Here is a 19,896-nt window from a genome sequence, read left to right as displayed (position 1 = left end):
TCCTACGATGAAATCCCGTGCTGCCGTCGCCTGGAAAGCAGGCGCCCCGCTGTCGATCGAAGAAGTGGACGTACAAGGCCCGAAGGCAGGCGAAGCGCTGGTGCGCATCGTCGCCACCGGCGTGTGCCACACCGATGCCTACACCCTCTCTGGCGCCGATCCCGAAGGCGTGTTCCCGACCATCCTGGGCCATGAAGGCGCCGGTATCGTGGAAGAAGTCGGACCAGGAGTGACCTCGGTCAAACCGGGCGATCACGTCATTCCCCTCTATACCCCCGAGTGCGGCCAGTGCAAGTTCTGCCGCTCCGGCAAGACCAACCTGTGCCAGGCGATCCGCGCCACCCAGGGCAAGGGGCTGATGCCCGACGGCACCACCCGTTTCTCCCTCGGCGGCCAGCCGATCTATCACTACATGGGAACCTCGACTTTTTCGGAATACACCGTGGTGCCGGAAATCGCACTCGCCAAGATCGACATCGATGCGCCGCTCGAGAAAGTCTGCCTGCTCGGCTGCGGCATCACCACGGGCATCGGCGCCGTGCTCAACACCGCCAAAGTCGAACCCGGCGCCACGGTGGCAGTATTCGGCCTGGGCGGCATCGGGCTTTCCGTGATTCAAGGAGCACGTATCGCCGGAGCGAGCCGCATTCTCGCCATCGACGTCAACCCCGAGAAATTCGACATGGCCCGCCGTTTCGGCGCCACCGATTTCATCAACCCGCGCGATTACACCGACCCCATCCAACAAGTCATCGTCGATCTGACCGACGGCGGCGTGGATTACTCCTTCGAGTGTATCGGCAACGTCCACGTCATGCGCCAGGCGCTCGAATGCTGTCACAAGGGCTGGGGCGTCTCCACCATCATCGGCGTGGCCGGCGCTGGCGAAGAGATCTCCACCCGCCCCTTCATGCTCGTCACCGGACGCGTCTGGAAAGGTTCGGCCTTCGGCGGCGTCAAGGGACGCAGCCAGCTGCCGGGCTACGTCGAGGACTACATGAACGGCAAGATCGAGATCGATCCCTTCATCACCCACACGATGGGGCTGGAAGAGATCAACCGGGCCTTCGACTTGATGCACGAAGGCAAGAGCATCCGTTCGGTGATCCTATACTGAAGAGCGTTCCGGAAGACACGACCATGAGCCCTTCGCGCACTGCACCGACCTTGATCGCCCAATACCGCTGTTTCGACGGCTGGGTACGCCGCTACCGCCACGCCTCCGAAAGCACCGGCACCGACATGGTCTTCGGCGTGTATCTGCCGCCTCGAGCCGAACACGCCCCCGTGCCGGTGCTCTACTGGCTCTCGGGTCTGACCTGCACGGACGAAAACTTCATGCAGAAAGCCGGGGCACAGCGGCTGGCCGCGCGCTTGGGGCTCGCCCTCGTCTGTCCGGACACGAGCCCGCGCGGCACCCATCTGCCCGGCGAGCACGACAGCTACGATTTGGGCTCCGGCGCAGGTTTCTACGTCAATGCCACCGAAGCGCCCTGGTCGGCTCATTACCGAATGTATGATTACGTGGTACATGAACTGCCGGCCCTGGTCGAGGCCCACCTGCCGGTGACCGATCGCCGTGCCGTGAGCGGGCATTCCATGGGCGGGCACGGCGCGCTCGTCTGTGCCCTGAAAAATCCTGGCCGCTACGCCTCGGTCTCGGCGTTTGCTCCCATCGCCAACCCCAGCCGTTGTCCTTGGGGGCAGAAAGCGTTTCGCGCCTACCTCGGAGACGATCCCCAACGCTGGCGGCAATGGGACGCCTGCGCGCTCATCGCCCAGGCCGAGGAACGCCTGCCTCTGCTCGTCGATCAAGGGGCAGCGGACGAATTCCTCGCCGAACAGCTTCATCCGGAAGCGCTCGAAGCCGCCTGTGCCGCAGTCGGGCATCCGCTGCAGCTACGGCGTCACCCCGGCTACGATCACGGCTATTACTTCGTGGCTACTTTCATCGACGATCACCTCCGTCATCATGCACAGGCCCTTCTTGGAGATTATTTATAAAGCATATTAGCTGCCAAAGGCATCTTCCGAGACCGAAACGATGCTAGGCGCACAGCCTGTGCGTCTTGTCTAGCTCGGTTTTTTTCTGATCGGCCCGGCGAGCGTCCTCGAAACACGAGGCGTTCGCCGGGCTATTTTACCTACGCCTATGACGCCTTGCTCTCCGCCGTGCCCAGTCCGCAGAGTTGGCTCTCCCTGCGGGGGCGCTTGTCGATCACACCCAATTCGCCAGCGCGCTGGAACAACGCGGTGACGTGGGAAGGAAGCTTTCGTTCAGTGGCGTTCGCTGCCATCCATTCGGCCGGTAACCACCGCGTATGCCGGTTATACGGCGATCGACCATGACGGCCTGGACTGGGGCCAAATGCAATGGCTGGGTCAGACCGACGCGGCCCGCAACGGCCATGCGGCACAGGAGACGGTCGGTGATACGGGGTTCTTCTTCGTCGGGATGCGGCACGTTTTCTGAACGGTTTGCGCGGCGCTATTCGCCCTTCTGGCGGTTCGGGCAATTCTCGCGCCGGCAGTGGGCGTAGAGGTACATCGCGTGATCGGCAACCTCGAAGCCGCGTTCCTGGGCGATTTCTCGCTGCCGCGCCTCGATCGTCGCGTCGAAGAACTCTTCGATGTGGCCGCAGTCGAGGCACACCAGATGGTCGTGGTGCTCGCCGGCGGCGAGTTCGAAGATCGCCTTGCCCGACTCGAAGTGGTGCCGCTCCAGCACGCCGGCCTGCTCGAACTGGGTGAGCACCCGATAGACGGTGGCGAGCCCGATTTCCACGCCGGCGGCGTCGAGCAGGCGATAGACGTCCTCGGCGGTGAGGTGGCGGTGTTCACCGCTCTGGAAGAGCTCGAGGATCTTGAGCCGCGGGTAGGTGGCCTTGAGGCCCATGTTGCGTAGATTCTTCGTGTTGTCCATCGGCAGAAGCCCTCATCTTGGTGCGTGCGTTCCGGCGGCACGACATGCGCTATGATATAGTTTTTCGCCGTTCGGCAGAACCTTAGTGAGACTCATGTCGCCTCGTATTCTCTTGCCGACCGTCGCGTTGGCGCTGCTCTCGAGCGCGTGCTCGATGGACCGACTGGCGGGCCTGGCTTCGCCCTACCGTGCCGACGTGCGCCAGGGTAATTTCCAGGATCCGGAAGCCGTCTCTCGTTTGGAGAAGGGGATGACGCGCGACCAGGTCCGTTTCCTTCTGGGAACGCCGCTGCTCGTCGATCCATTCCGCAACGATCGCTGGGACTACGTCTACTACGTGAAAAAGGGCGACGGCACGATCCAGCAGCGGCGGCTCACCGTGTTTTTCGAGAACGACGTGCTCGTGCGCGTGGCTGGCGACGTGATGCCGACCGAGGGGGATGCGCCGGTGACGAGTTCCGCACCGCGCGTGGTCGAGGTTCCCGGCAAGCCGCCAAAAGAGGAGAAGAAGAAAAAAGAGGAGCCTGAGCCGGCAAGTGGTGAAGCGGGGGGCGGCGCCGAAACCAAAGGGCAGACGAAAGAGGAGAATGCACCATGAAACCGGTTCGGGTTGCAATCGCCGGCGCGGGCGGCCGGATGGGGCGGATGCTGGTCGAGGCAGCGCTCGAGGATCCGGGCATCGAGCTTGCGGCGGCCTTCGTGCGCCCCGGCAGCGAATGGATCGGCCGCGACGCGGGGGATCCAATTGGACGGAGCACCGGTGTGCTCATCGGCGAAGATCCCGAGACAGCAGTTGCCGCGGCGGATTGCGTCATCGACTTCACGCGACCGGGGGTCACCGTCGGGCTTGTCCGAGTGGCTCAGCGGCTGGGCAAATCCGTCGTGATCGGCACCACCGGGTTCGACGCCGAGCAGCGGGCCTTGATCGAACAGGCCGCCAAGGAGATTCCCATCGTCCTCGCGCCCAACATGGCCGTCGGGGTCAACGTCGTCTTCCGGCTGCTGGAAGGCGCCGCCGCCTTGCTCGGTGAGGGCTACGACGTAGAGGTGATCGAGGCGCATCACCGCAACAAGGTCGACGCGCCTTCGGGCACCGCCCTCGAGATGGGGCGCATCCTCGCCCGCGTGCTGGGCCTGGACCTCGAACGCGAGGCCGTCTATGGCCGCCAAGGAGAGGTGGGCGTGCGCCCGTCGCGGCAGATCGGCTTTTCCACCATCCGCGGCGGGGATATCGTGGGGGACCACACCGTGCTCTTTGCCGGTACCGGTGAGCGCATCGAGATCACCCACCGTTCGCAGAGCCGCATGCCCTATGCCGTGGGGGCCATGCGTGCGGCGCGTTTCCTGCAGGGGCGCCCGCCCGGTCTCTACGACATGCGCGACGTGCTGGGCTTGCGCTGAAAGGCGCGGCGATTGCCGCCGGCAGGTTTTCGCGGTAAAATATAAATGTAAAGAACGGGATGGCGAAGCGCGCCCATCCCGTTTTTTTCGGCGGGCAGCTCACGCACCGCTGAATCCACTGCAAGGAGCCGTCGTGTCTTTCAATCCCGCGATCCTCGTCCTTGCCGACGGAACGGTGTTCCACGGCGAGGGCATCGGTGCGACCGGTCACACCGTCGGTGAGGTGGTGTTCAACACCTCGATGACGGGCTATCAGGAAATTCTCACCGACCCGAGTTATTCCCGGCAGATCGTCACGCTCACCTATCCGCACATCGGCAACGTCGGCGTCAACGACGAAGACCTCGAATCCGACCGGGTGATGGCCGCCGGGCTGGTGGTGCGCGACGTGCCGCTTCTGGCGAGCAACTTCCGCATGCGCCGCACTTTGCCCGAGGCTCTGCGCGACGAAGGGGTGGTGGCGATCGCCGGCATCGACACGCGCCGCCTCACCCGCATCCTGCGCGATCGCGGTGCGCAGGCAGGCGCCATCGTCACGGCCCCGGCGGGCAAGACGCCGGACGTGGCCGAGGCGCTCGCCCTGGCGCGTGCCTTCCCCGGCTTGGCCGGCATGGATCTGGCCAAAGAAGTGAGCCGGCGTGACGTCGCCATCTGGCACGAGGGCGAATGGGAGCTGGGGCGCGGTTACGTGCCGGCCGGCGAAGGGCCGCGGCACGTGGTGGTCTACGATTACGGCGTCAAGCGCAACATCCTGCGCATGATCGCTGCGCGCGGCTGCCGCGTCACGGTGGTGCCGGCGCAGACCCCGTTCGAACAGACGCTCGCGCTCGCGCCCGACGGTATCCTGCTCGCCAACGGGCCGGGCGATCCGGCCGCCTGCGGTTATGCGATCGCCACCGCGCGCGAGGCGATCGCGCGGCGCATTCCCACCTTCGGCATCTGCCTGGGGCACCAGATCCTGGGGCTTGCCTCGGGGGCGAAGACGGTGAAGATGAAGTTCGGCCATCACGGCGCGAACCATCCGGTCAAGGATCTCGACACCGGGCGCGTGTACATCACCAGCCAGAACCACGGCTTTGCCGTGGATGCCGACACGCTGCCGGCCAATTGCCGCGTCACGCACGTCTCGCTCTTCGACGGCAGCCTGCAGGGGATCGAGCGCACCGACGCGCCGGCCTTCGGCTTCCAGGGCCACCCCGAGGCGAGCCCGGGGCCGCACGACGTGGGGTATCTCTTCGACCGTTTCGTCGCGCTGATCGACGCGCACCGCAACCAACGTCCATGAGTTTTTCCGCCGCCGGCCCCGTCCGTCACGAGCGGACGGGGCCGGCGGCTACCTACCGACGACAGGGAACGACATGCCCAAGCGTACCGACCTCCACAGCATCCTCATCATCGGCGCCGGCCCGATCATCATCGGCCAGGCGTGCGAGTTCGACTATTCCGGCGTGCAGGCGTGCAAGGCGCTGCGCGAGGAAGGCTACCGCGTGATCCTGGTCAATTCCAACCCGGCCACGATCATGACCGACCCGGAGACGGCCGACGTCACCTACATCGAGCCGATCACCGCCGCCGTGCTCGAGCGCATCATCGACAAGGAGCGGCCCGATGCGCTGCTGCCCACCATGGGGGGGCAGACGGCCTTGAACTGCGCGCTTGAGCTCGCCCGCAGCGGGGTGCTCGAGCGCTATGGGGTGGAGCTCATCGGCGCGCGCGAGGAGGCGATCGACAAGGCCGAGGACCGGCAGAAATTCAAGGAGGCGATGACGCGCATCGGGCTGGAGTCGGCGCGCTCGGGTATCGCCCATACCTTGGAAGAGGCGATGGCCGTGCAGGCGCGGATCGGCTTTCCGGTCATCATCCGGCCTTCCTTCACCCTTGGGGGCACGGGCGGGGGCATCGCCTACAACATGGAGGAGTTCGTCGAGATCTGCAAGCGCGGGCTGGACGCGAGCCCCATCAGCGAACTGCTCATCGAAGAGTCGCTCATCGGCTGGAAGGAATTCGAGATGGAGGTCGTGCGCGATCGCGCCGACAACTGCATCATCGTCTGCTCCATCGAGAACCTCGACCCGATGGGCGTGCACACCGGCGACTCGATCACCGTGGCGCCGGCGCAGACGCTCACCGACAAGGAATACCAGCGCATGCGCGATGCTTCCCTTGCCGTGCTGCGCGAGATCGGGGTCGACACGGGCGGCTCCAACGTGCAGTTCGCCATCAACCCCGAAGACGGGCGCATGATCGTGATCGAGATGAACCCGCGCGTGTCGCGCTCCTCAGCGCTCGCCTCCAAGGCCACGGGCTTTCCCATCGCCAAGGTGGCGGCCAAGCTCGCCGTGGGCTACACGCTCGACGAGCTCAAGAACGAGATCACCGGCGGGGCGACGCCGGCCTCTTTCGAGCCCACGATCGATTACGTGGTCACCAAGGTGCCGCGTTTCGCCTTCGAGAAATTCCCCCAGGCGGACGACCGGCTCACCACGCAGATGAAGTCCGTGGGCGAAGTGATGGCGATCGGACGCACCTTCCAGGAATCGTTCCAGAAGGCGCTGCGCGGGCTGGAAGTGGGGGTCTATGGGCTCGATGAGCTCGACGCGGATCGCAGCGAACTGGAGCACGAGCTGGCCAACCCCGGCCCACAGCGCATCTGGTACGTGGCCCAGGCCTTCCGCGAGGGCTATGCGCTCGCCGACGTGCATCGCCTGTCGCACATCGATCCGTGGTTCCTCGCCCAGATCGAGGATCTCGTGCGCACGGAGCAGTCGCTCGTGGGCCGCTCGCTCGAGGCGATCGACGCGGCGCAGATGCGCGCGCTCAAGCGCAAGGGATTCTCCGACCGGCGGCTCGCCAAGCTGCTGCAGCGCGACGAGACCGCCGTGCGCCTGCACCGGCATGCCCTGGGGGTGCGTCCGGTCTATAAGCGGGTCGATACCTGCGCGGCCGAGTTCGCCACCCAGACGGCCTACCTCTATTCCACCTACGAGGAAGAGTGCGAGGCGGCCCCGAGCAACCGGCGCAAGATCATGATCCTGGGCGGCGGACCCAACCGTATCGGCCAGGGGATCGAATTCGACTACTGCTGTGTGCATGCGGCGCTCGCACTGCGCGAGGACGGCTTCGAGACCATCATGGTCAACTGCAACCCGGAGACCGTCTCCACCGATTACGACACCTCTGACCGGCTCTATTTCGAACCGATCACGCTGGAAGACATCCTCGAGATCGTCCACGTCGAGCGCCCGGAAGGGGTGATCGTGCAGTTCGGCGGCCAGACGCCGCTCAAGCGCGCCAGGGCGCTGGAGGCGAATGGCGTGCCCATCATCGGCACCGCGCCCGATGCGATCGACGCGGCCGAGGACCGCGAACGCTTCCAGCAGCTGCTCATGCAGCTGGGCCTGCGCCAGCCGCCCAACCGCACCGCGCGCACGCCCGAAGAGGCGTTGCGGCTGGCCGCCGAGATCGGCTATCCGCTGGTGGTACGCCCGAGCTACGTGCTCGGCGGGCGCGCCATGGAGATCGTGCACGAGCAGAAAGACCTCGAGCGCTACATGCGCGAGGCGGTGAAGGTGTCGAACGACTCACCCGTCTTGCTCGACCGGTTCCTCAACGACGCCACCGAGGTCGACGTCGACGCACTCGCCGATGGCAAGGACGTGGTGATCGGCGGCATCATGGAGCACATCGAAATGGCCGGCGTGCATTCGGGCGATTCGGCCTGTTCGCTGCCGCCCTACACGCTCGCGCCGGCCGTGCTCGACGAGATGCGCCGCCAGACGGTGGCCATGGCCCGGGCGCTGGGCGTTGTGGGCCTGATGAACGTGCAGTTCGCCATCCAGGGAGAAGGGGAGAAGGCCGTCGTCTATGTGCTGGAGGTCAATCCGCGCGCCTCCCGCACGGTGCCTTTCGTCTCCAAGGCCTGCGGCGTGCCGCTCGCCAAGGTGGCGGCACGCTGCATGGTGGGACGCCCGCTCGCCGAGCAGGGAGTGACGCGCGAGATCGTGCCGCCCTATTATTCGGTGAAGGAGGCGGTCTTCCCCTTCGTGAAATTCCCCGGGGTCGATCCCATTCTCGGCCCTGAGATGAAGTCGACCGGCGAGGTGATGGGAGTGGGCCAGACCTTCGCCGAAGCCTTTTACAAGGCGCAACTGGCGGCGGGCGTGCGGTTGCCTACCAAGGGGCGCGCTTTCATCAGCGTCAAGCCGAAGGACCGTCCCGCGGCGGTGGAAATCGCCCGCAAGCTGCACGCGCTCGGCTTCGAGCTGGTGGCTACGCGCGGCACGGCCGGCGTGATCGCCCAGGCTGGAATTCCCGTGCGCGTGGTGAATAAGGTGACCGAAGGGCGGCCGCACATCGTCGACATGATCAAGAACGGCGAGATCGATCTCGTCATCAATACGGTCGAAGAGGCGCGCCAGGCGGTGCTCGATTCGCGCTCCATTCGCACGAGCGCGCTCGCGGCCAAGGTCTCGGCGATCTTCACCACCATCGAAGGGGCCGAGGCCGCTTGCCTGGGCATCGAACAGGCAGGACGCTACGACGTGTATTCCTTGCAGTCGCTGCATGCCCGGTTGCGGGAGGAGGCGAGATGAAATACCCCATGACCGTCGAAGGTGCAGAGAAACTGCGCCAGGAATTGCATCGTCTCAAGACCGTGGAGCGGCAGGCGGTGATCGCGGCGATCGCCGAGGCGCGCGCCCACGGCGATCTTTCCGAGAACGCCGAATACGACGCCGCGCGCGAGCGCCAGGCGTTCATCGAGGGGCGCATCCAGGAGCTGGAGGCGAAACTGGCCAATGCCCAGATCATCGACCCGAAGACGCTGGATGCCGACGGGCGGGTCGTGTTCGGCGCCACCGTCGAACTCGAGGATCTGGAAAGCGGCGACAAGGCGTGCTACCAGATCGTCGGCGACGAAGAGGCCGACGTGAAGGCAGGGAAGATCTCGGTGAGCTCGCCGATCGCCCGCGCCCTCATCGGCAAGTACGCCGGCGACGTGGTTCAGGTGCAGACGCCGGGGGGTATGCGCGAGTTCGAGATCCTGGACGTGCGCTACGTCTAAGGCTTGCGGCTCCGCCCCTTGGCGGGGCGGCGTTGGCGTGCCGCCTTGGCTGCGGTGCGCGCTTCGATGAGCGCGCGCAGCCGGGCTGCCCGGGCGAAGGACTTGGCCGATTTTGCATGCGCTGCCGGGGCGGTGGGCTTTTCCGCCGCTGCGCGCGGGGTGGCCTCGGGTTTGGGGCGCCACAGCACCAGCAGGTTGCCGATGTGCTGTACCGGCGCGCAGTCGAGCCGCTCGCAGATCTCGGCCATGAGTGCTTCGCGCACCTCGCGCTCGGAGCCGGCCACCCGTACTTTGATGAGCTCGTGCGCCGTCAGCGCCCGGTCGATCTCCGCAAGTACCGCCTCGGTGAGACCCTTGCTCGCGATGATGACGACAGGATTGAGGTGATGGGCCTTGGCGCGCAGCGCCCGGCGGGTGTGACTGTCGATCTGGCGCATGGAATGGGGTTTCGCAGCCTAAAACGGAATTTTAACGCAAGGACGATGGGAAAGAACAAAAGCCACCGGGACTGGATCCACCGGCATCTGAACGATCCTTACGTGCAGGAGGCCACCCGCGCCGGCTACCGCTCGCGGGCGGCGTTCAAACTACTCGAGATCGACGACAAGGATCGGCTGCTGCGCCGCGGACAGTGCGTGCTCGACCTGGGTTCGGCGCCGGGGGCGTGGTCGCAGGTGGCGCGCGAGCGCGTGGGAGAGACGGGGCGGGTCTTCGCCCTCGATCTGCTGCCCATGGCGCCGATTCCCGGCGTGGATTTCCTGCAAGGGGATTTCACCGAGGAGGCGACGGAACGGGCGCTGGAGGCGCTGCTCGCCGGCGCAGTGCTCGACGTGGTGCTGAGCGACATGGCACCCAACCTCTCGGGTATTGCCTCGGTCGATCAGGCGCGTGCAATGCATCTGGCGGAACTCGCGCTCGATTTCGCCGTGCGCCACCTGCGCCCTGAAGGGGTCTTTCTCATCAAGGTGTTCCAGGGAGAAGGGTTCGACGACTTCCGCCGGGCGTTGGGCGCGGCGTTTCGCAGCGTGGCGGTGCGCAAGCCCAAGGCTTCGCGCGATCGCAGTGCGGAGGTGTATCTGCTCGGGCGAGGACTGCGCGGCGCTTGAACGCTTGAGTGCGAAGGGCAGCGTGTCAAAGAAAAAAGGCCGGTTTCCCGGCCTCAACTTTGTCTGCGCGCGGCCGTCTGGTGCGGCCGCGGACTCCCCCCTCTCTCGTGATCAGTGGAACTGCTCTTCTTCGGTCGAACCGGTGAGCGCGGTGACGCTGGATTGTCCCCCCTGGATCACCGTGGTCACGTCGTCGAAATAGCCCGTGCCGACTTCGGCCTGGTGCGCCACGAAGGTGTAACCGCGTTCGCGGGCGGCGAATTCGGGTTCCTGCACTTTCTCGACGTAGGCCGACATGCCGCGGCGCACGTAGTCATAGGCCAGGTCGAACATGTTGTACCACATGGAGTGGATGCCGGCGAGCGTGATGAACTGGTACTTGTAGCCCATGGCCCCGAGTTCGCGCTGGAACTTGGCGATGGTGGCGTCGTCCAGGTTCTTCTTCCAGTTGAAGGAGGGCGAGCAGTTGTAGGCGAGCAGCTTGCCGGGGAATTTGGCATGCACCCCTTCGGCGAATTTACGGGCGAATTCGAGATCCGGCGTACCCGTTTCGCACCAGACGAGATCGGCATAGGGCGCGTAGGCGATCGCACGGGCGATGGCCTGCTCCAGACCGTTGCGGGTGCGATAAAACCCTTCGGCGGTGCGCTCACCGGTGAGGAACGGTTTGTCGTATTCGTCGTGATCCGACGTGAGCAGGTCGGCCGCTTCGGCGTCGGTGCGGGCGATGACCAGCGTGGGCACGCCGCAGACGTCGGCGGCAAGCCGTGCGGCGACGAGTTTCTGCACGGCTTCGGAGGTCGGCACCAGCACCTTGCCGCCCATGTGGCCGCATTTCTTCACGGAGGCGAGCTGGTCTTCGAAGTGCACGCCCGAGGCGCCGGCGCGGATCATGGCCTTCATGAGCTCGAAGGCGTTGAGCACGCCGCCGAAACCGGCCTCGGCGTCGGCGACGATGGGCGCGAAGTAGTCGATCCAGCCTTTGTCCCCGGGGTTGAGTCCCTTGCTCCACTGGATCTCATCGGCGCGTTTGAAAGCGTTGTTGATGCGCTCGACCACCACCGGCACGGAATTGACCGGGTAGAGCGACTGGTCGGGGAACATGGCGCGGTATTCGTTGTTGTCCGCGGCCACTTGCCAGCCGGAGAGGTAGATGGCCTTGACGCCGGCTTTCACCTGCTGCATCGCCTGACCGCCGGTGAGCGCGCCGAGGCAGTTGATGTAGGGCTCTTCGTGCAGCAGCTTCCACAGTTTCTCGGCGCCGCGGCGGGCGAGGGTGTATTCAGGGGTGACCGAGCCGCGCAGCCGCACCACGTCTTCGGCGGTGTAGGGGCGCGTGATGCCTTTCCAACGGGGGTTCTCGGCCCAGTCTTTTTTCAGAGCGGCGATCTGCTGTTGACGATCCATGACGGTTCCTTCCATGAGAGAGGGGAAAAAGCCCATGAGCAAAGCTCATGGGCTGCATGGTACGTCAGCTCGAGCGCGACGTCAACAGTCTTATATAAGACATAAGATAAGGCAAGCATGCCGCGGCATCACGCCACCTTTATGGTTCATACGAGGGGCGCGTCGGATACGATCACGCCGTCTTCGTCGGCGTAGGCAAACATCCCTGGCGCGAACGTGACACCGCCGAAACTCACCGGCACGTCGCGTTGCCCTTCGCCGCGCTTGACGGTTTTCATGGGATGGGTGGCAAGCGCCCAGACACCCAGCGGAAGCCGGCCGATGGCGGCCGAATCGCGGATGCAGCCATAGACGACGACTCCGGCCCAGCCGTTCTTCACCGCGAGTTCGGCGAGATTGTCGCCAAGGAGCGCCCGGCGCAGCGATCCTCCGCCGTCGATCACCAGCATCGCGCCCTGGCCGGGCTCAGCGAGCATCTCGCGCACCAGGGCATTGTCCTCGAAAATCTTCAGGGTGCGCACGGGCCCGCCCGCGGCGCGGGCGCCGCCATAGGAGCGCAGCATGGGGGCGAGCACGCGCACGCGGTCTTCGTGCGCGTCGCACAGGTCGGCGGTATGGAAGTCCATCGAACGCTCTTTCGTCGGAAGGAAAGGGAAATTGTACGGGAAATCCTGGTGTAGACTGTATGTTGCGTCCTAGCAGGGAGGTATCACGATGAAGCGCACGCTGACGGTGATCATCGAGCGGGAAGGGGATGGGTACGTGGCCCTGTGTCCGGAAGTGGATGTGGCGAGCCAGGGGGAAACGCTGGATGAGGCGCGCGACAATCTGAAAGAGGCACTCGAACTTTTCTTCGAGACGGCCTCGGCCGAGGAAGTGCGGCGTCGCCTGCATGACGAAGTCTATGTGACCCGGCTGGAGGTCACCGTTGATTAGGATGAGGGTGCTCTCGGGAGCAGAAGTGTGCCGCATCCTCGAGGCACACGGGTTTCGCGAGGTGCGCCGCCGAGGTAGCCACGTGGTGATGCAAAAGGAGGAAGATGGCAGCACGGTCACGGTTCCCGTGCCCGATCATCGCGAGTTGAGGATTGGTACTCTGGCGTCGATCATCCGCCAGTCAGGCATTGCGCGCGAGCGATTTTTCGCATGAGACCCGCCGGCGGTGAGCCGGCGGGAGCAGAGTCAGGATTCGAGCACGGCCTCTTCGTCGAAGAGGAGTTTCACCTTGCCTTCGGCATCGACGTCGATGGTCACGTGCCCGCCGTTGACCAGCCGCCCGAAGAGGAGCTCGTCGGCGAGCGCGGCGCGGATCGTGTCCTGGATGAGCCGGGCCATGGGACGCGCGCCCATGAGCGGGTCGAACCCCTTGGCGGCGAGCCAGGCCTTGAGCTCGTCGGTGAAGTGCACCTCGACCTTGCGCTCGTGCAGCTGGGCTTCGAGCTGCATGAGGAACTTCTCGACCACGCGCTGGATGATTTCGTTGTCGAGCGGCTTGAAGGAGATGATCGCGTCGAGCCGGTTGCGGAACTCCGGCGAGAAGATCCGCTTGAGCTCGCCCATCTCATCGCCGGCCTCACGCTTGGAGGCGAAGCCGATGGTGCTCTTTTGCATCGTCTCGGCACCGGCGTTCGTCGTCATGATGATGATGACGTTGCGGAAGTCGGTCGAGCGGCCGTTGGCGTCGGTGAGCGTGCCGTGGTCCATCACCTGCAGCAGGATGTTGAACACGTCCGGGTGCGCTTTCTCGATCTCGTCGAGCAGCAGCACGCAGTGCGGTTTCTTCATCACCGCTTCGGTGAGCAGCCCACCCTGTTCGAAACCGACGTAACCGGGGGGTGCGCCGATCAGGCGGCTGACGGTATGCCGCTCCATGTACTCCGACATGTCGAAGCGGATGAGGTCGATCCCCAGCGTGTAGGCGAGCTGGCGCGCGACCTCGGTCTTGCCCACGCCGGTGGGACCGGAGAAGAGGAAGGCACCGATGGGTTTTTGCGGATTGCCCAGGCCCGAGCGCGACATCTTGATGGCGCGCGCGAGCGCTTCGATCGCCGCGTCCTGTCCGAAGACGACGCTCTTCAGGTCGCGCTCGAGGCTGGCGAGTTTCTCGCGGTCGTCGGCGGCGATGGTGCGCGGCGGGATGCGGGCGATCTTGGCGACGATCGCCTCGATCTCGCCTTTGCCGATCACTTTCTTCTGCTTGTTCTTGGGCAGGATCTTTTGCGCCGCGCCGGCTTCGTCGATGACGTCGATCGCCTTGTCCGGCAGCTGACGGTCGGTGATGAAACGCGCCGCGAGCTCGGCGGCGGCGTGCAGCGCCGCGGTCGAGTATTTCACGTTGTGGTGCGCTTCGAAGCGGCTGCGCAGCCCCTTGAGGATGGCGATGGTGTCTTCCACGCTCGGCTCGGGCACGTCGATCTTCTGGAAGCGCCGCGACAGGGCGTGATCCTTCTCGAAGATCTGGCGGTATTCGGCGTAGGTGGTGGCGCCGATGCACTTGAGCTGGCCGCTGGAGAGCGCCGGCTTGAGCAGGTTGGAGGCATCCAGCGTGCCGCCCGAGGCCGCCCCCGCACCGATGAGGGTGTGGATCTCGTCGATGAAGAGGATGGCGTTGGGCCGCTCCTTGAGCTGCTTCAGCACGGCCTTGAGGCGCTGTTCGAAGTCGCCGCGGTACTTGGTGCCGGCAAGGAGCGCTCCCATGTCGAGCGCGTAGACTTGGGCGTTGGCGAGGATCTCGGGTACCTTGCCTTCGACGATCATGCGCGCGAGTCCTTCGGCGATGGCCGTCTTGCCCACGCCGGCCTCGCCCACCAGCAGCGGATTGTTCTTGCGCCGGCGGCAGAGCGTTTGGATGACGCGCTCGAGCTCGGTCTCGCGGCCGATGAGCGGGTCGATCTTGCCTTCGCGGGCGAGCTGGTTGAGATTGACGGTGAAATTCTCCAGCGCACCGCCGTTGCCCTGCGGCGTTGTTTCTTCTTCCTCACTCGCCTCGTGCTTGGCCTTGCTCGCTGCGGATTCGCCTGGCGCGGCGTTGCGCGACTTGACGATGCCGTGAGAGAGGTAATTGACGAGGTCGAGCCGGGTGATCTTCTGCCGCTGCAGCAGATAGAGCGCGTGCGAATCCTTCTCGCCGAAAATCGCCACCAGCACGTTGGCGCCGACTACTTCGGATTTGCCCGAGGATTGCACGTGCAGGATGGCGCGCTGGATGACGCGCTGGAAACCCAGCGTGGGCTGGGTGTCGACTTCACCGTTGCCCGGCACCCGCGGTACGTGCGTGTCGATGAACTGCGACAGTTCTCGGCGCAGTTCGTCGAAATTGGCCCCCACGGCGCGCAGCGCGTCGGCCGCCGACGGGTTGTCGAGCAGTGCGAGCAGCAGGTGTTCGACGGTGACGTACTCGTGCCGCTTCTGCCGCGCGTCGACGAACGCCATGTGTAATGTGACTTCCAGCTCTTGGGCGATCATTTCAAACTTCCTCCATGACGCAGGCGAGGGGGTGTCCGTGTTGCCGGGCAAAGGCCGTGACTTGTTCGACCTTGGTGGCGGCGATGTCTTTCGGATAGACGCCGCACACTGCCATCCCCTCATGATGGACTTTGAGCATGATTTGCGTCGCGCGTTCGCGGCCCATGTGAAAAAAACGCTCCAGCACGATCACGACGAAGTCCATGGGGGTGTAGTCGTCGTTGAGCAACAGCACCTTATAGAACGGCGGGGGGGAAACCCGCGCCTCTTCCTCCTCGAGGATCGGGGTGGTGGTATACCGTGTCGTCATGGTTTCATTCTAATGCGTCCGCGCCCAAACGCAACCCCAGCGCCGACGATGGGATCGATTCGTCGCGCTCAATCGTCGCGTTCGGAAAAGTCGCTCTCGATGCGGTCGATCAGGGCGTGGAAGACCTCGCGCACCTGGCGTTCGCTCACGCCCATGAGGAGCGCGTCGTCGAGGGCATCCTTGAGCACCTGGGCGAGCTCTTCGAGGTTCTCGCGCAAGACTTTGCGCTTTTCCGTGCAGCCGATCGCCTCGCCCGAGGGGGTGCGCCAGACGAGGTGTTCGAGGAATGCGTCGAGGTCGTTCATGGGAGGAGAGAGTGCCGCCCCGAGCGGGGCGGCGGAAAGGGACTCAGCCGCGCAGGACGGCGGCGATCGCTTCGGCGACGTAGTCGAGGTTGCGCGCATTGAGCGCGGCGATGCAGATGCGCCCGGAGCGCACGGCGTAGATGCCGTATTCGCTCTTGAGCCGTTCGACCTGCTCGGGGGTGAGCCCGGTGTAGGAGAACATGCCGCGCTGTTCGGTGACGAAGGAGAAGTCCTTGCCCGGCACGGCGGCTTCCAGCCGCTGCCGCAGCCCCTCGCGCATGGCGCGGATGCGCCGGCGCATGCCGCCGAGCTCTTCTTCCCATTGCGCGCGCAGCTCGCCGGAGGCGAGCACGTCGGCCACGAGCGCCGCGCCGTGCGTGGGGGGGTTGGAGTAGTTGGTGCGGATGACGCGCTTGAGCTGCGACAGCACCCGCTCGGCCTCGTCGCGCGAGCCGGTGACGAGGGACAGCGCTCCGACGCGCTCGCCGTAGAGGGAGAAATTCTTCGAAAACGAACTCGAGACGAAGAAGGGGATGCCAGCTGCGAGGAAGTGGTGCACCGCCGCGGCGTCGGCGTCGATCCCTTCGGCGAACCCTTGGTAGGCCATGTCGAGGAAGGGGACGAGCTCGCCCGCCACGCAGGTCTGGGCGACTTCCTGCCACTGCGCTTCGGTGAGGTCGGCCCCGGTGGGGTTGTGGCAGCAGGCGTGCAGCACGACGATGCTGCGCGGGGCCATGGCCGCGAGCGCCGCCTTCATGCCGGCGAAATCGACGCCGCCGGTGGCGGGGTCGTAGTAGCGGTAGGTGCGCACGGGAAAGCCCGCCGCCTCGAAGATGCCGCGGTGGTTTTCCCAGCTGGGGTCGGAGATGTAGACGGTGGCTTCGGGCACGATGCGCCGCAGCAGATCGCCGCCGATGCGCAGCGCCCCGGTGCCGCCCAGCCCTTGGGCGGTGACGACGCGCCCTTCGGCGAGCAGCGGGGAATCGGCACCGAAGAGCAGGCGCTGGACGGCGCCGGTGTAGGCCGCCGGGCCCTCGATGGGCTGGTAGCCGCGCGGCTTGGCCTGACGCACGCGCGCCTCCTCGGCGGTCTTTACCGAGGCGAGCAGCGGGATGCGCCCTTCTTCGTCGTAATACACGCCCACGCCGAGGTTCACTTTCTGCGGGCGTGGGTCGGCGGCGAAGGCTTCGTTGAGTCCGAGGATGGGGTCGCGCGGCGCGAGTTCGACCGCGGCGAAGAGGCTGCGAGACATGGATCGGGGCTCCTGGGGCTGGACCATCGGGCTGTGCCTTGCGGGAACCCGCTTCGGGGTAAGATGTCGCAAGGCTACCGCAGAAAAATGGAATTGTAGCATGGCCGAACTTCCTTCCTCCAGCGGGCGCTTCGTGCGTTTTCCCGGCAGTCCGTTCGAGCTTTTCCAGCCTTATCCGCCGGCCGGGGACCAGCCGCAGGCGATCGAGGCGCTGGTCGCGGGCATCCGCGACGGGCTGATGTACCAGACGCTGCTGGGGGTGACCGGTTCGGGCAAGACCTACACCATGGCCAATGTCATCGCCCGCTGCGGGCGCCCGGCCCTGGTGATGGCGCCGAACAAGACGCTCGCCGCGCAGCTCTACGCCGAGTTCCGCGAGTTCTTCCCCAAGAACGCCGTCGAGTACTTCGTCTCGTATTACGACTATTACCAGCCCGAAGCCTACGTGCCGAGCCGCGATCTCTACATCGAGAAGGATTCGAGCGTCAATGCGCACATCGAGCAGATGCGCCTGTCGGCCACCAAGAGCCTGATGGAGCGGCGCGACGTGGTGATCGTGGCCACCGTTTCGTGCATCTACGGCATCGGCGATCCGGTCGATTACCACTCGATGGTCTTGCACCTGCGCGAGGGCGAGCACATGGGGCAGCGCGCCATCATCGAGCGTCTGGTGCAGATGCAGTACGAACGCGCCGACGCGGATTTTCGCCGCGGAACCTTCCGCGTGCGCGGCGAGGTGATCGACGTTTTCCCGGCCGAGAGCGCGGAGTACGCGCTGCGCATCGAGCTCTTCGACGACGAGATCGAGCACCTCACGCTCTTCGATCCGCTCACCGGGCATCTGGTGCATAAGCTCGTGCGCTTCACCGTCTATCCTTCGAGCCACTACGTGACGCCGCGCGCCACCGTCCTGCGCGCGATCGATTCGATCAAGGAGGAGCTGCGCGAGCGCAAGGCGTGGCTATTGGAGTGCGGCAAGCTGGTGGAGGCGCAGCGTCTGGAGCAGCGCACGCTCTTCGACCTGGAGATGCTCTCGGAGATGGGGTTTTGCAAGGGGATCGAAAACTATTCCCGGCATCTTTCGGGACGCCGTCCGGGCGAGCCTCCGCCCACGCTCATGGACTACCTGCCGGCCGATGCGCTGCTCTTCATCGACGAGTCGCACGTGACGGTGGGGCAGATCGGGGGAATGTTCCGCGGCGACCGTTCGCGCAAGGAGAATCTCGTCGAATACGGGTTTCGCCTGCCCTCGGCGCTCGACAACCGGCCGCTCACCTGGGAGGAGTTCGAGCGTTTGATGCCGCAGACGATCTTCGTCTCGGCTACGCCCGGCGAGTACGAGGCGACGCACCAGCAGCAGCTCGTGGAGCAGGTGGTGCGCCCCACCGGTCTGGTGGACCCGGAAGTGATCGTGCGTCCGGCTTCGACCCAGGTCGATGACCTGCTCGCCGAGGCCAAACGCCGCGTGGCCGCCGGTGAGCGGGTGCTGGTGACCACCCTCACCAAGCGCATGGCCGAAGATTTGACGGAGTATCTCAACGAGAACGGCGTGCGGGCGCGCTACCTGCATTCGGACATCGACACGGTCGAGCGGGTGGAGATCATCCGCGACCTGCGTCTGGGCGAATTCGACGTGCTGGTGGGGATCAACCTGCTGCGCGAGGGGCTGGACATCCCCGAGGTGTCGCTGGTGGCGATCCTGGACGCGGACAAGGAGGGGTTCCTGCGCTCGGAGCGCTCTCTCATCCAGACGATCGGCCGGGCGGCGCGCAACCTCCACGGCACGGCCATCCTCTATGCGGACAGAATCACCGAGTCGATGCGCCGCGCCATCGACGAGACCGAACGGCGCCGCGCCAAGCAGCTCGCCTACAACGCCGAGCACGGCATCACCCCGCGCGGCGTGACCAAGCGCATCAAGGACATCATCGACGGGGTCTATGACGAAGAGGGCGAGGGGCGTCACGCGGTGCGCCGCGCGCCCGCTTCGGGTGAGGCGCATTGGGAGGAGGCGGTCGACCCGGCCGACGAGAAAGCGGTGGCCAGGGCGATCGCCCGTCTGGAGAAGGAGATGCTGGAGCACGCGCGCAATCTGGAGTTCGAGGCGGCGGCGCAGGTGCGCGACCGGCTCTTTCGCCTGCGCGAACGAGTCTTCGGTGCCGATCCCCACGCATCGCTCGAGGAGTAACGCAGGCGAAGAAAGGGACTCCTCGAATGACCTACTGCGCGACGGTTCTTCGAGCTGCCCCAAGGTGAGGGGCGCGGCGTTTGCCGCGCCCTTTTTCAGGCGGCGGGAGGCTGCTCGCCGGTGAGCTCCGGCGTCGATGCGGCAGCGGTTTGCTTGGTCTCGACCTGCACCAACGGGCCTTCCTCGACCTTGGGCGGGCGCACCACGGGGCGACCGAGCTGCACGATCACTTCGGTGGGCTTGAGCCCGGCGAGCTTGGCCGGATCGGTTTCCACCCACTGCAGGCCGGCGGCGGCGAGGATCTCGCGCAGGGCTTGCGGCGTCATCTCCGGTGGCGGCGGGGGGGCCACGACCTCCGCCTTCGGCGTGGCGGATCCGGACGGCGTGGAGGGGGTCTCCTCTGGCCGGAGTTCGCTTGCCGGCACGGAGACGGCCGTTTCCTCGCCCGCTGGAACCGCCGGCGACTCTTGGGCGGCG

Annotated in this window: 19 protein-coding genes and 1 pseudogene; 11 read left to right on the top strand and 9 right to left on the bottom strand. The window is 65.6% G+C overall.

What is annotated here, in order from left to right:
• Positions 1-7 precede the first annotated feature (7 nt).
• Positions 8-1,117: an S-(hydroxymethyl)glutathione dehydrogenase/class III alcohol dehydrogenase gene (locus OA56_RS06415; protein WP_141056338.1), complete on the top strand. Its 1,110-nt coding sequence runs from the start codon at positions 8-10 to the stop codon at positions 1,115-1,117.
• A 23-nt stretch (positions 1,118-1,140) separates the two neighbouring features.
• A complete protein-coding gene (gene fghA / locus OA56_RS06410) occupies positions 1,141-2,004 on the top strand; it encodes an S-formylglutathione hydrolase (RefSeq protein ID WP_461584139.1) in 864 nt (287 codons plus the stop codon).
• Between the two features lie 484 nt (positions 2,005-2,488).
• Here fghA and fur read toward each other — a convergent pair whose 3' ends face one another.
• On the bottom strand, positions 2,489-2,923 hold the full coding sequence (gene fur / locus OA56_RS06405) for a ferric iron uptake transcriptional regulator (RefSeq protein WP_055424150.1): 435 nt from the start codon (positions 2,921-2,923) through the stop codon (positions 2,489-2,491).
• A gap of 94 nt (positions 2,924-3,017) precedes the next feature.
• Between fur and OA56_RS06400 the strand changes: the two genes are divergently transcribed.
• The 5 genes from OA56_RS06400 (at position 3,018) to greA (ending at position 9,386) form a co-directional block, all read left to right on the top strand.
• A complete protein-coding gene (locus OA56_RS06400; RefSeq protein WP_082438447.1) occupies positions 3,018-3,521 on the top strand; it encodes an outer membrane protein assembly factor BamE in 504 nt (167 codons plus the stop codon).
• The gene (gene dapB, locus OA56_RS06395; protein ID WP_141056341.1) at positions 3,518-4,324 is read left to right on the top strand and encodes a 4-hydroxy-tetrahydrodipicolinate reductase; all 807 of its coding nucleotides are present in this window, start codon (positions 3,518-3,520) and stop codon (positions 4,322-4,324) included. The genes OA56_RS06400 and dapB overlap by 4 nt, the downstream gene beginning before the upstream one ends.
• Positions 4,325-4,457: 133 nt before the next feature.
• A complete protein-coding gene (carA, locus tag OA56_RS06390) occupies positions 4,458-5,609 on the top strand; it encodes a glutamine-hydrolyzing carbamoyl-phosphate synthase small subunit (protein WP_461584136.1) in 1,152 nt (383 codons plus the stop codon).
• A gap of 73 nt (positions 5,610-5,682) precedes the next feature.
• A complete protein-coding gene (gene carB, locus OA56_RS06385) occupies positions 5,683-8,916 on the top strand; it encodes a carbamoyl-phosphate synthase large subunit (RefSeq protein ID WP_461584134.1) in 3,234 nt (1,077 codons plus the stop codon).
• The gene (greA, locus tag OA56_RS06380) at positions 8,913-9,386 is read left to right on the top strand and encodes a transcription elongation factor GreA (RefSeq protein ID WP_028875069.1); all 474 of its coding nucleotides are present in this window, start codon (positions 8,913-8,915) and stop codon (positions 9,384-9,386) included. Before carB ends, greA begins: the two co-directional genes overlap by 4 nt.
• On the opposite strand, the gene yhbY is transcribed toward greA, so the two are convergent.
• Positions 9,383-9,823, bottom strand: a complete 441-nt coding sequence (yhbY, locus tag OA56_RS06375; RefSeq protein ID WP_141056344.1) for a ribosome assembly RNA-binding protein YhbY — start codon at positions 9,821-9,823, stop codon at positions 9,383-9,385. The two genes, greA and yhbY, sit on opposite strands and share 4 nt — an antisense overlap.
• 45 nt (positions 9,824-9,868) lie before the next feature.
• On the opposite strand from yhbY, the gene OA56_RS06370 reads away from it, so the two are divergent.
• On the top strand, positions 9,869-10,492 hold the full coding sequence (locus OA56_RS06370) for an RlmE family RNA methyltransferase (protein WP_028875071.1): 624 nt from the start codon (positions 9,869-9,871) through the stop codon (positions 10,490-10,492).
• Positions 10,493-10,603: 111 nt separating this feature from the next.
• Here the strand turns inward: OA56_RS06370 and aceA are convergent, their stop codons facing one another.
• Positions 10,604-11,899 (bottom strand): isocitrate lyase, encoded by a 1,296-nt coding sequence (gene aceA / locus OA56_RS06365; RefSeq protein WP_206202240.1) that lies wholly within the window; start codon positions 11,897-11,899, stop codon positions 10,604-10,606.
• A gap of 146 nt (positions 11,900-12,045) precedes the next feature.
• Positions 12,046-12,525 carry a ribonuclease E activity regulator RraA gene (gene rraA / locus OA56_RS06360; protein ID WP_055424153.1) on the bottom strand — a complete coding sequence of 160 codons (480 nt, stop codon included), beginning with the start codon at positions 12,523-12,525 and terminating at the stop codon, positions 12,046-12,048.
• An 88-nt stretch (positions 12,526-12,613) separates the two neighbouring features.
• On the opposite strand from rraA, the gene OA56_RS06355 reads away from it, so the two are divergent.
• Positions 12,614-12,835, top strand: coding sequence for a type II toxin-antitoxin system HicB family antitoxin (locus OA56_RS06355; RefSeq protein ID WP_461584131.1), 222 nt, complete (start codon positions 12,614-12,616; stop codon positions 12,833-12,835).
• A gap of 1 nt (position 12,836) precedes the next feature.
• A complete protein-coding gene (locus tag OA56_RS06350) occupies positions 12,837-13,049 on the top strand; it encodes a type II toxin-antitoxin system HicA family toxin (RefSeq protein WP_461584129.1) in 213 nt (70 codons plus the stop codon).
• Between the two features lie 32 nt (positions 13,050-13,081).
• Here the strand turns inward: OA56_RS06350 and clpA are convergent, their stop codons facing one another.
• The 4 genes from clpA to OA56_RS06330 form a co-directional block, all read right to left on the bottom strand.
• Complete coding sequence (gene clpA, locus OA56_RS06345; RefSeq protein WP_141056346.1) at positions 13,082-15,364, bottom strand: ATP-dependent Clp protease ATP-binding subunit ClpA; 2,283 nt, start codon at positions 15,362-15,364, stop codon at positions 13,082-13,084.
• Position 15,365: 1 nt separating this feature from the next.
• Entirely contained in the window at positions 15,366-15,674 is a 309-nt protein-coding gene (gene clpS / locus OA56_RS06340; protein ID WP_055424155.1) for an ATP-dependent Clp protease adapter ClpS, read from the bottom strand.
• 68 nt (positions 15,675-15,742) lie between these two features.
• A complete protein-coding gene (locus tag OA56_RS06335) occupies positions 15,743-15,979 on the bottom strand; it encodes a hypothetical protein (protein ID WP_141056348.1) in 237 nt (78 codons plus the stop codon).
• A gap of 43 nt (positions 15,980-16,022) precedes the next feature.
• On the bottom strand, positions 16,023-17,231 hold the full coding sequence (locus OA56_RS06330; protein ID WP_461584126.1) for an amino acid aminotransferase: 1,209 nt from the start codon (positions 17,229-17,231) through the stop codon (positions 16,023-16,025).
• Between the two features lie 100 nt (positions 17,232-17,331).
• Between OA56_RS06330 and uvrB the strand changes: the two genes are divergently transcribed.
• On the top strand, positions 17,332-19,419 hold the full coding sequence (uvrB, locus tag OA56_RS06325; RefSeq protein ID WP_055424158.1) for an excinuclease ABC subunit UvrB: 2,088 nt from the start codon (positions 17,332-17,334) through the stop codon (positions 19,417-19,419).
• 95 nt (positions 19,420-19,514) lie between these two features.
• Here the strand turns inward: uvrB and OA56_RS06320 are convergent.
• Positions 19,515-19,896: pseudogene (locus tag OA56_RS06320) on the bottom strand (hypothetical protein); the annotation flags it as partial.

The sequence above is a fragment of the Tepidiphilus sp. HLB4 genome, from assembly GCF_054823945.1.
The sequence above is the reverse complement of the archived record's forward strand: the minus strand, read 5'-3'. Positions and strand labels throughout refer to the sequence as shown.

Bases quoted from the DNA above. Each gene is read 5' to 3' on its own strand.
- OA56_RS06415 (WP_141056338.1), top strand. From the start codon at position 8: ATGAAATCCCGTGCTGCCGTCGCCTGGAAAGCAGGCGCCCCGCTGTCG.
- fghA (WP_461584139.1), top strand. From the start codon at position 1,141: ATGAGCCCTTCGCGCACTGCACCGACCTTGATCGCCCAATACCGCTGT.
- fur (WP_055424150.1), bottom strand. From the start codon at position 2,923: ATGGACAACACGAAGAATCTACGCAACATGGGCCTCAAGGCCACCTAC.
- OA56_RS06400 (WP_082438447.1), top strand. From the start codon at position 3,018: ATGTCGCCTCGTATTCTCTTGCCGACCGTCGCGTTGGCGCTGCTCTCG.
- dapB (WP_141056341.1), top strand. From the start codon at position 3,518: ATGAAACCGGTTCGGGTTGCAATCGCCGGCGCGGGCGGCCGGATGGGG.
- carB (WP_461584134.1), top strand. From the start codon at position 5,683: ATGCCCAAGCGTACCGACCTCCACAGCATCCTCATCATCGGCGCCGGC.
- greA (WP_028875069.1), top strand. From the start codon at position 8,913: ATGAAATACCCCATGACCGTCGAAGGTGCAGAGAAACTGCGCCAGGAA.
- yhbY (WP_141056344.1), bottom strand. From the start codon at position 9,823: ATGCGCCAGATCGACAGTCACACCCGCCGGGCGCTGCGCGCCAAGGCC.
- OA56_RS06370 (WP_028875071.1), top strand. From the start codon at position 9,869: ATGGGAAAGAACAAAAGCCACCGGGACTGGATCCACCGGCATCTGAAC.
- aceA (WP_206202240.1), bottom strand. From the start codon at position 11,899: ATGGATCGTCAACAGCAGATCGCCGCTCTGAAAAAAGACTGGGCCGAG.
- rraA (WP_055424153.1), bottom strand. From the start codon at position 12,525: ATGGACTTCCATACCGCCGACCTGTGCGACGCGCACGAAGACCGCGTG.
- OA56_RS06355 (WP_461584131.1), top strand. From the start codon at position 12,614: ATGAAGCGCACGCTGACGGTGATCATCGAGCGGGAAGGGGATGGGTAC.
- OA56_RS06350 (WP_461584129.1), top strand. From the start codon at position 12,837: ATGAGGGTGCTCTCGGGAGCAGAAGTGTGCCGCATCCTCGAGGCACAC.
- clpA (WP_141056346.1), bottom strand. From the start codon at position 15,364: ATGATCGCCCAAGAGCTGGAAGTCACATTACACATGGCGTTCGTCGAC.
- clpS (WP_055424155.1), bottom strand. From the start codon at position 15,674: ATGACGACACGGTATACCACCACCCCGATCCTCGAGGAGGAAGAGGCG.
- OA56_RS06335 (WP_141056348.1), bottom strand. From the start codon at position 15,979: ATGAACGACCTCGACGCATTCCTCGAACACCTCGTCTGGCGCACCCCC.
- OA56_RS06330 (WP_461584126.1), bottom strand. From the start codon at position 17,231: ATGTCTCGCAGCCTCTTCGCCGCGGTCGAACTCGCGCCGCGCGACCCC.
- uvrB (WP_055424158.1), top strand. From the start codon at position 17,332: ATGGCCGAACTTCCTTCCTCCAGCGGGCGCTTCGTGCGTTTTCCCGGC.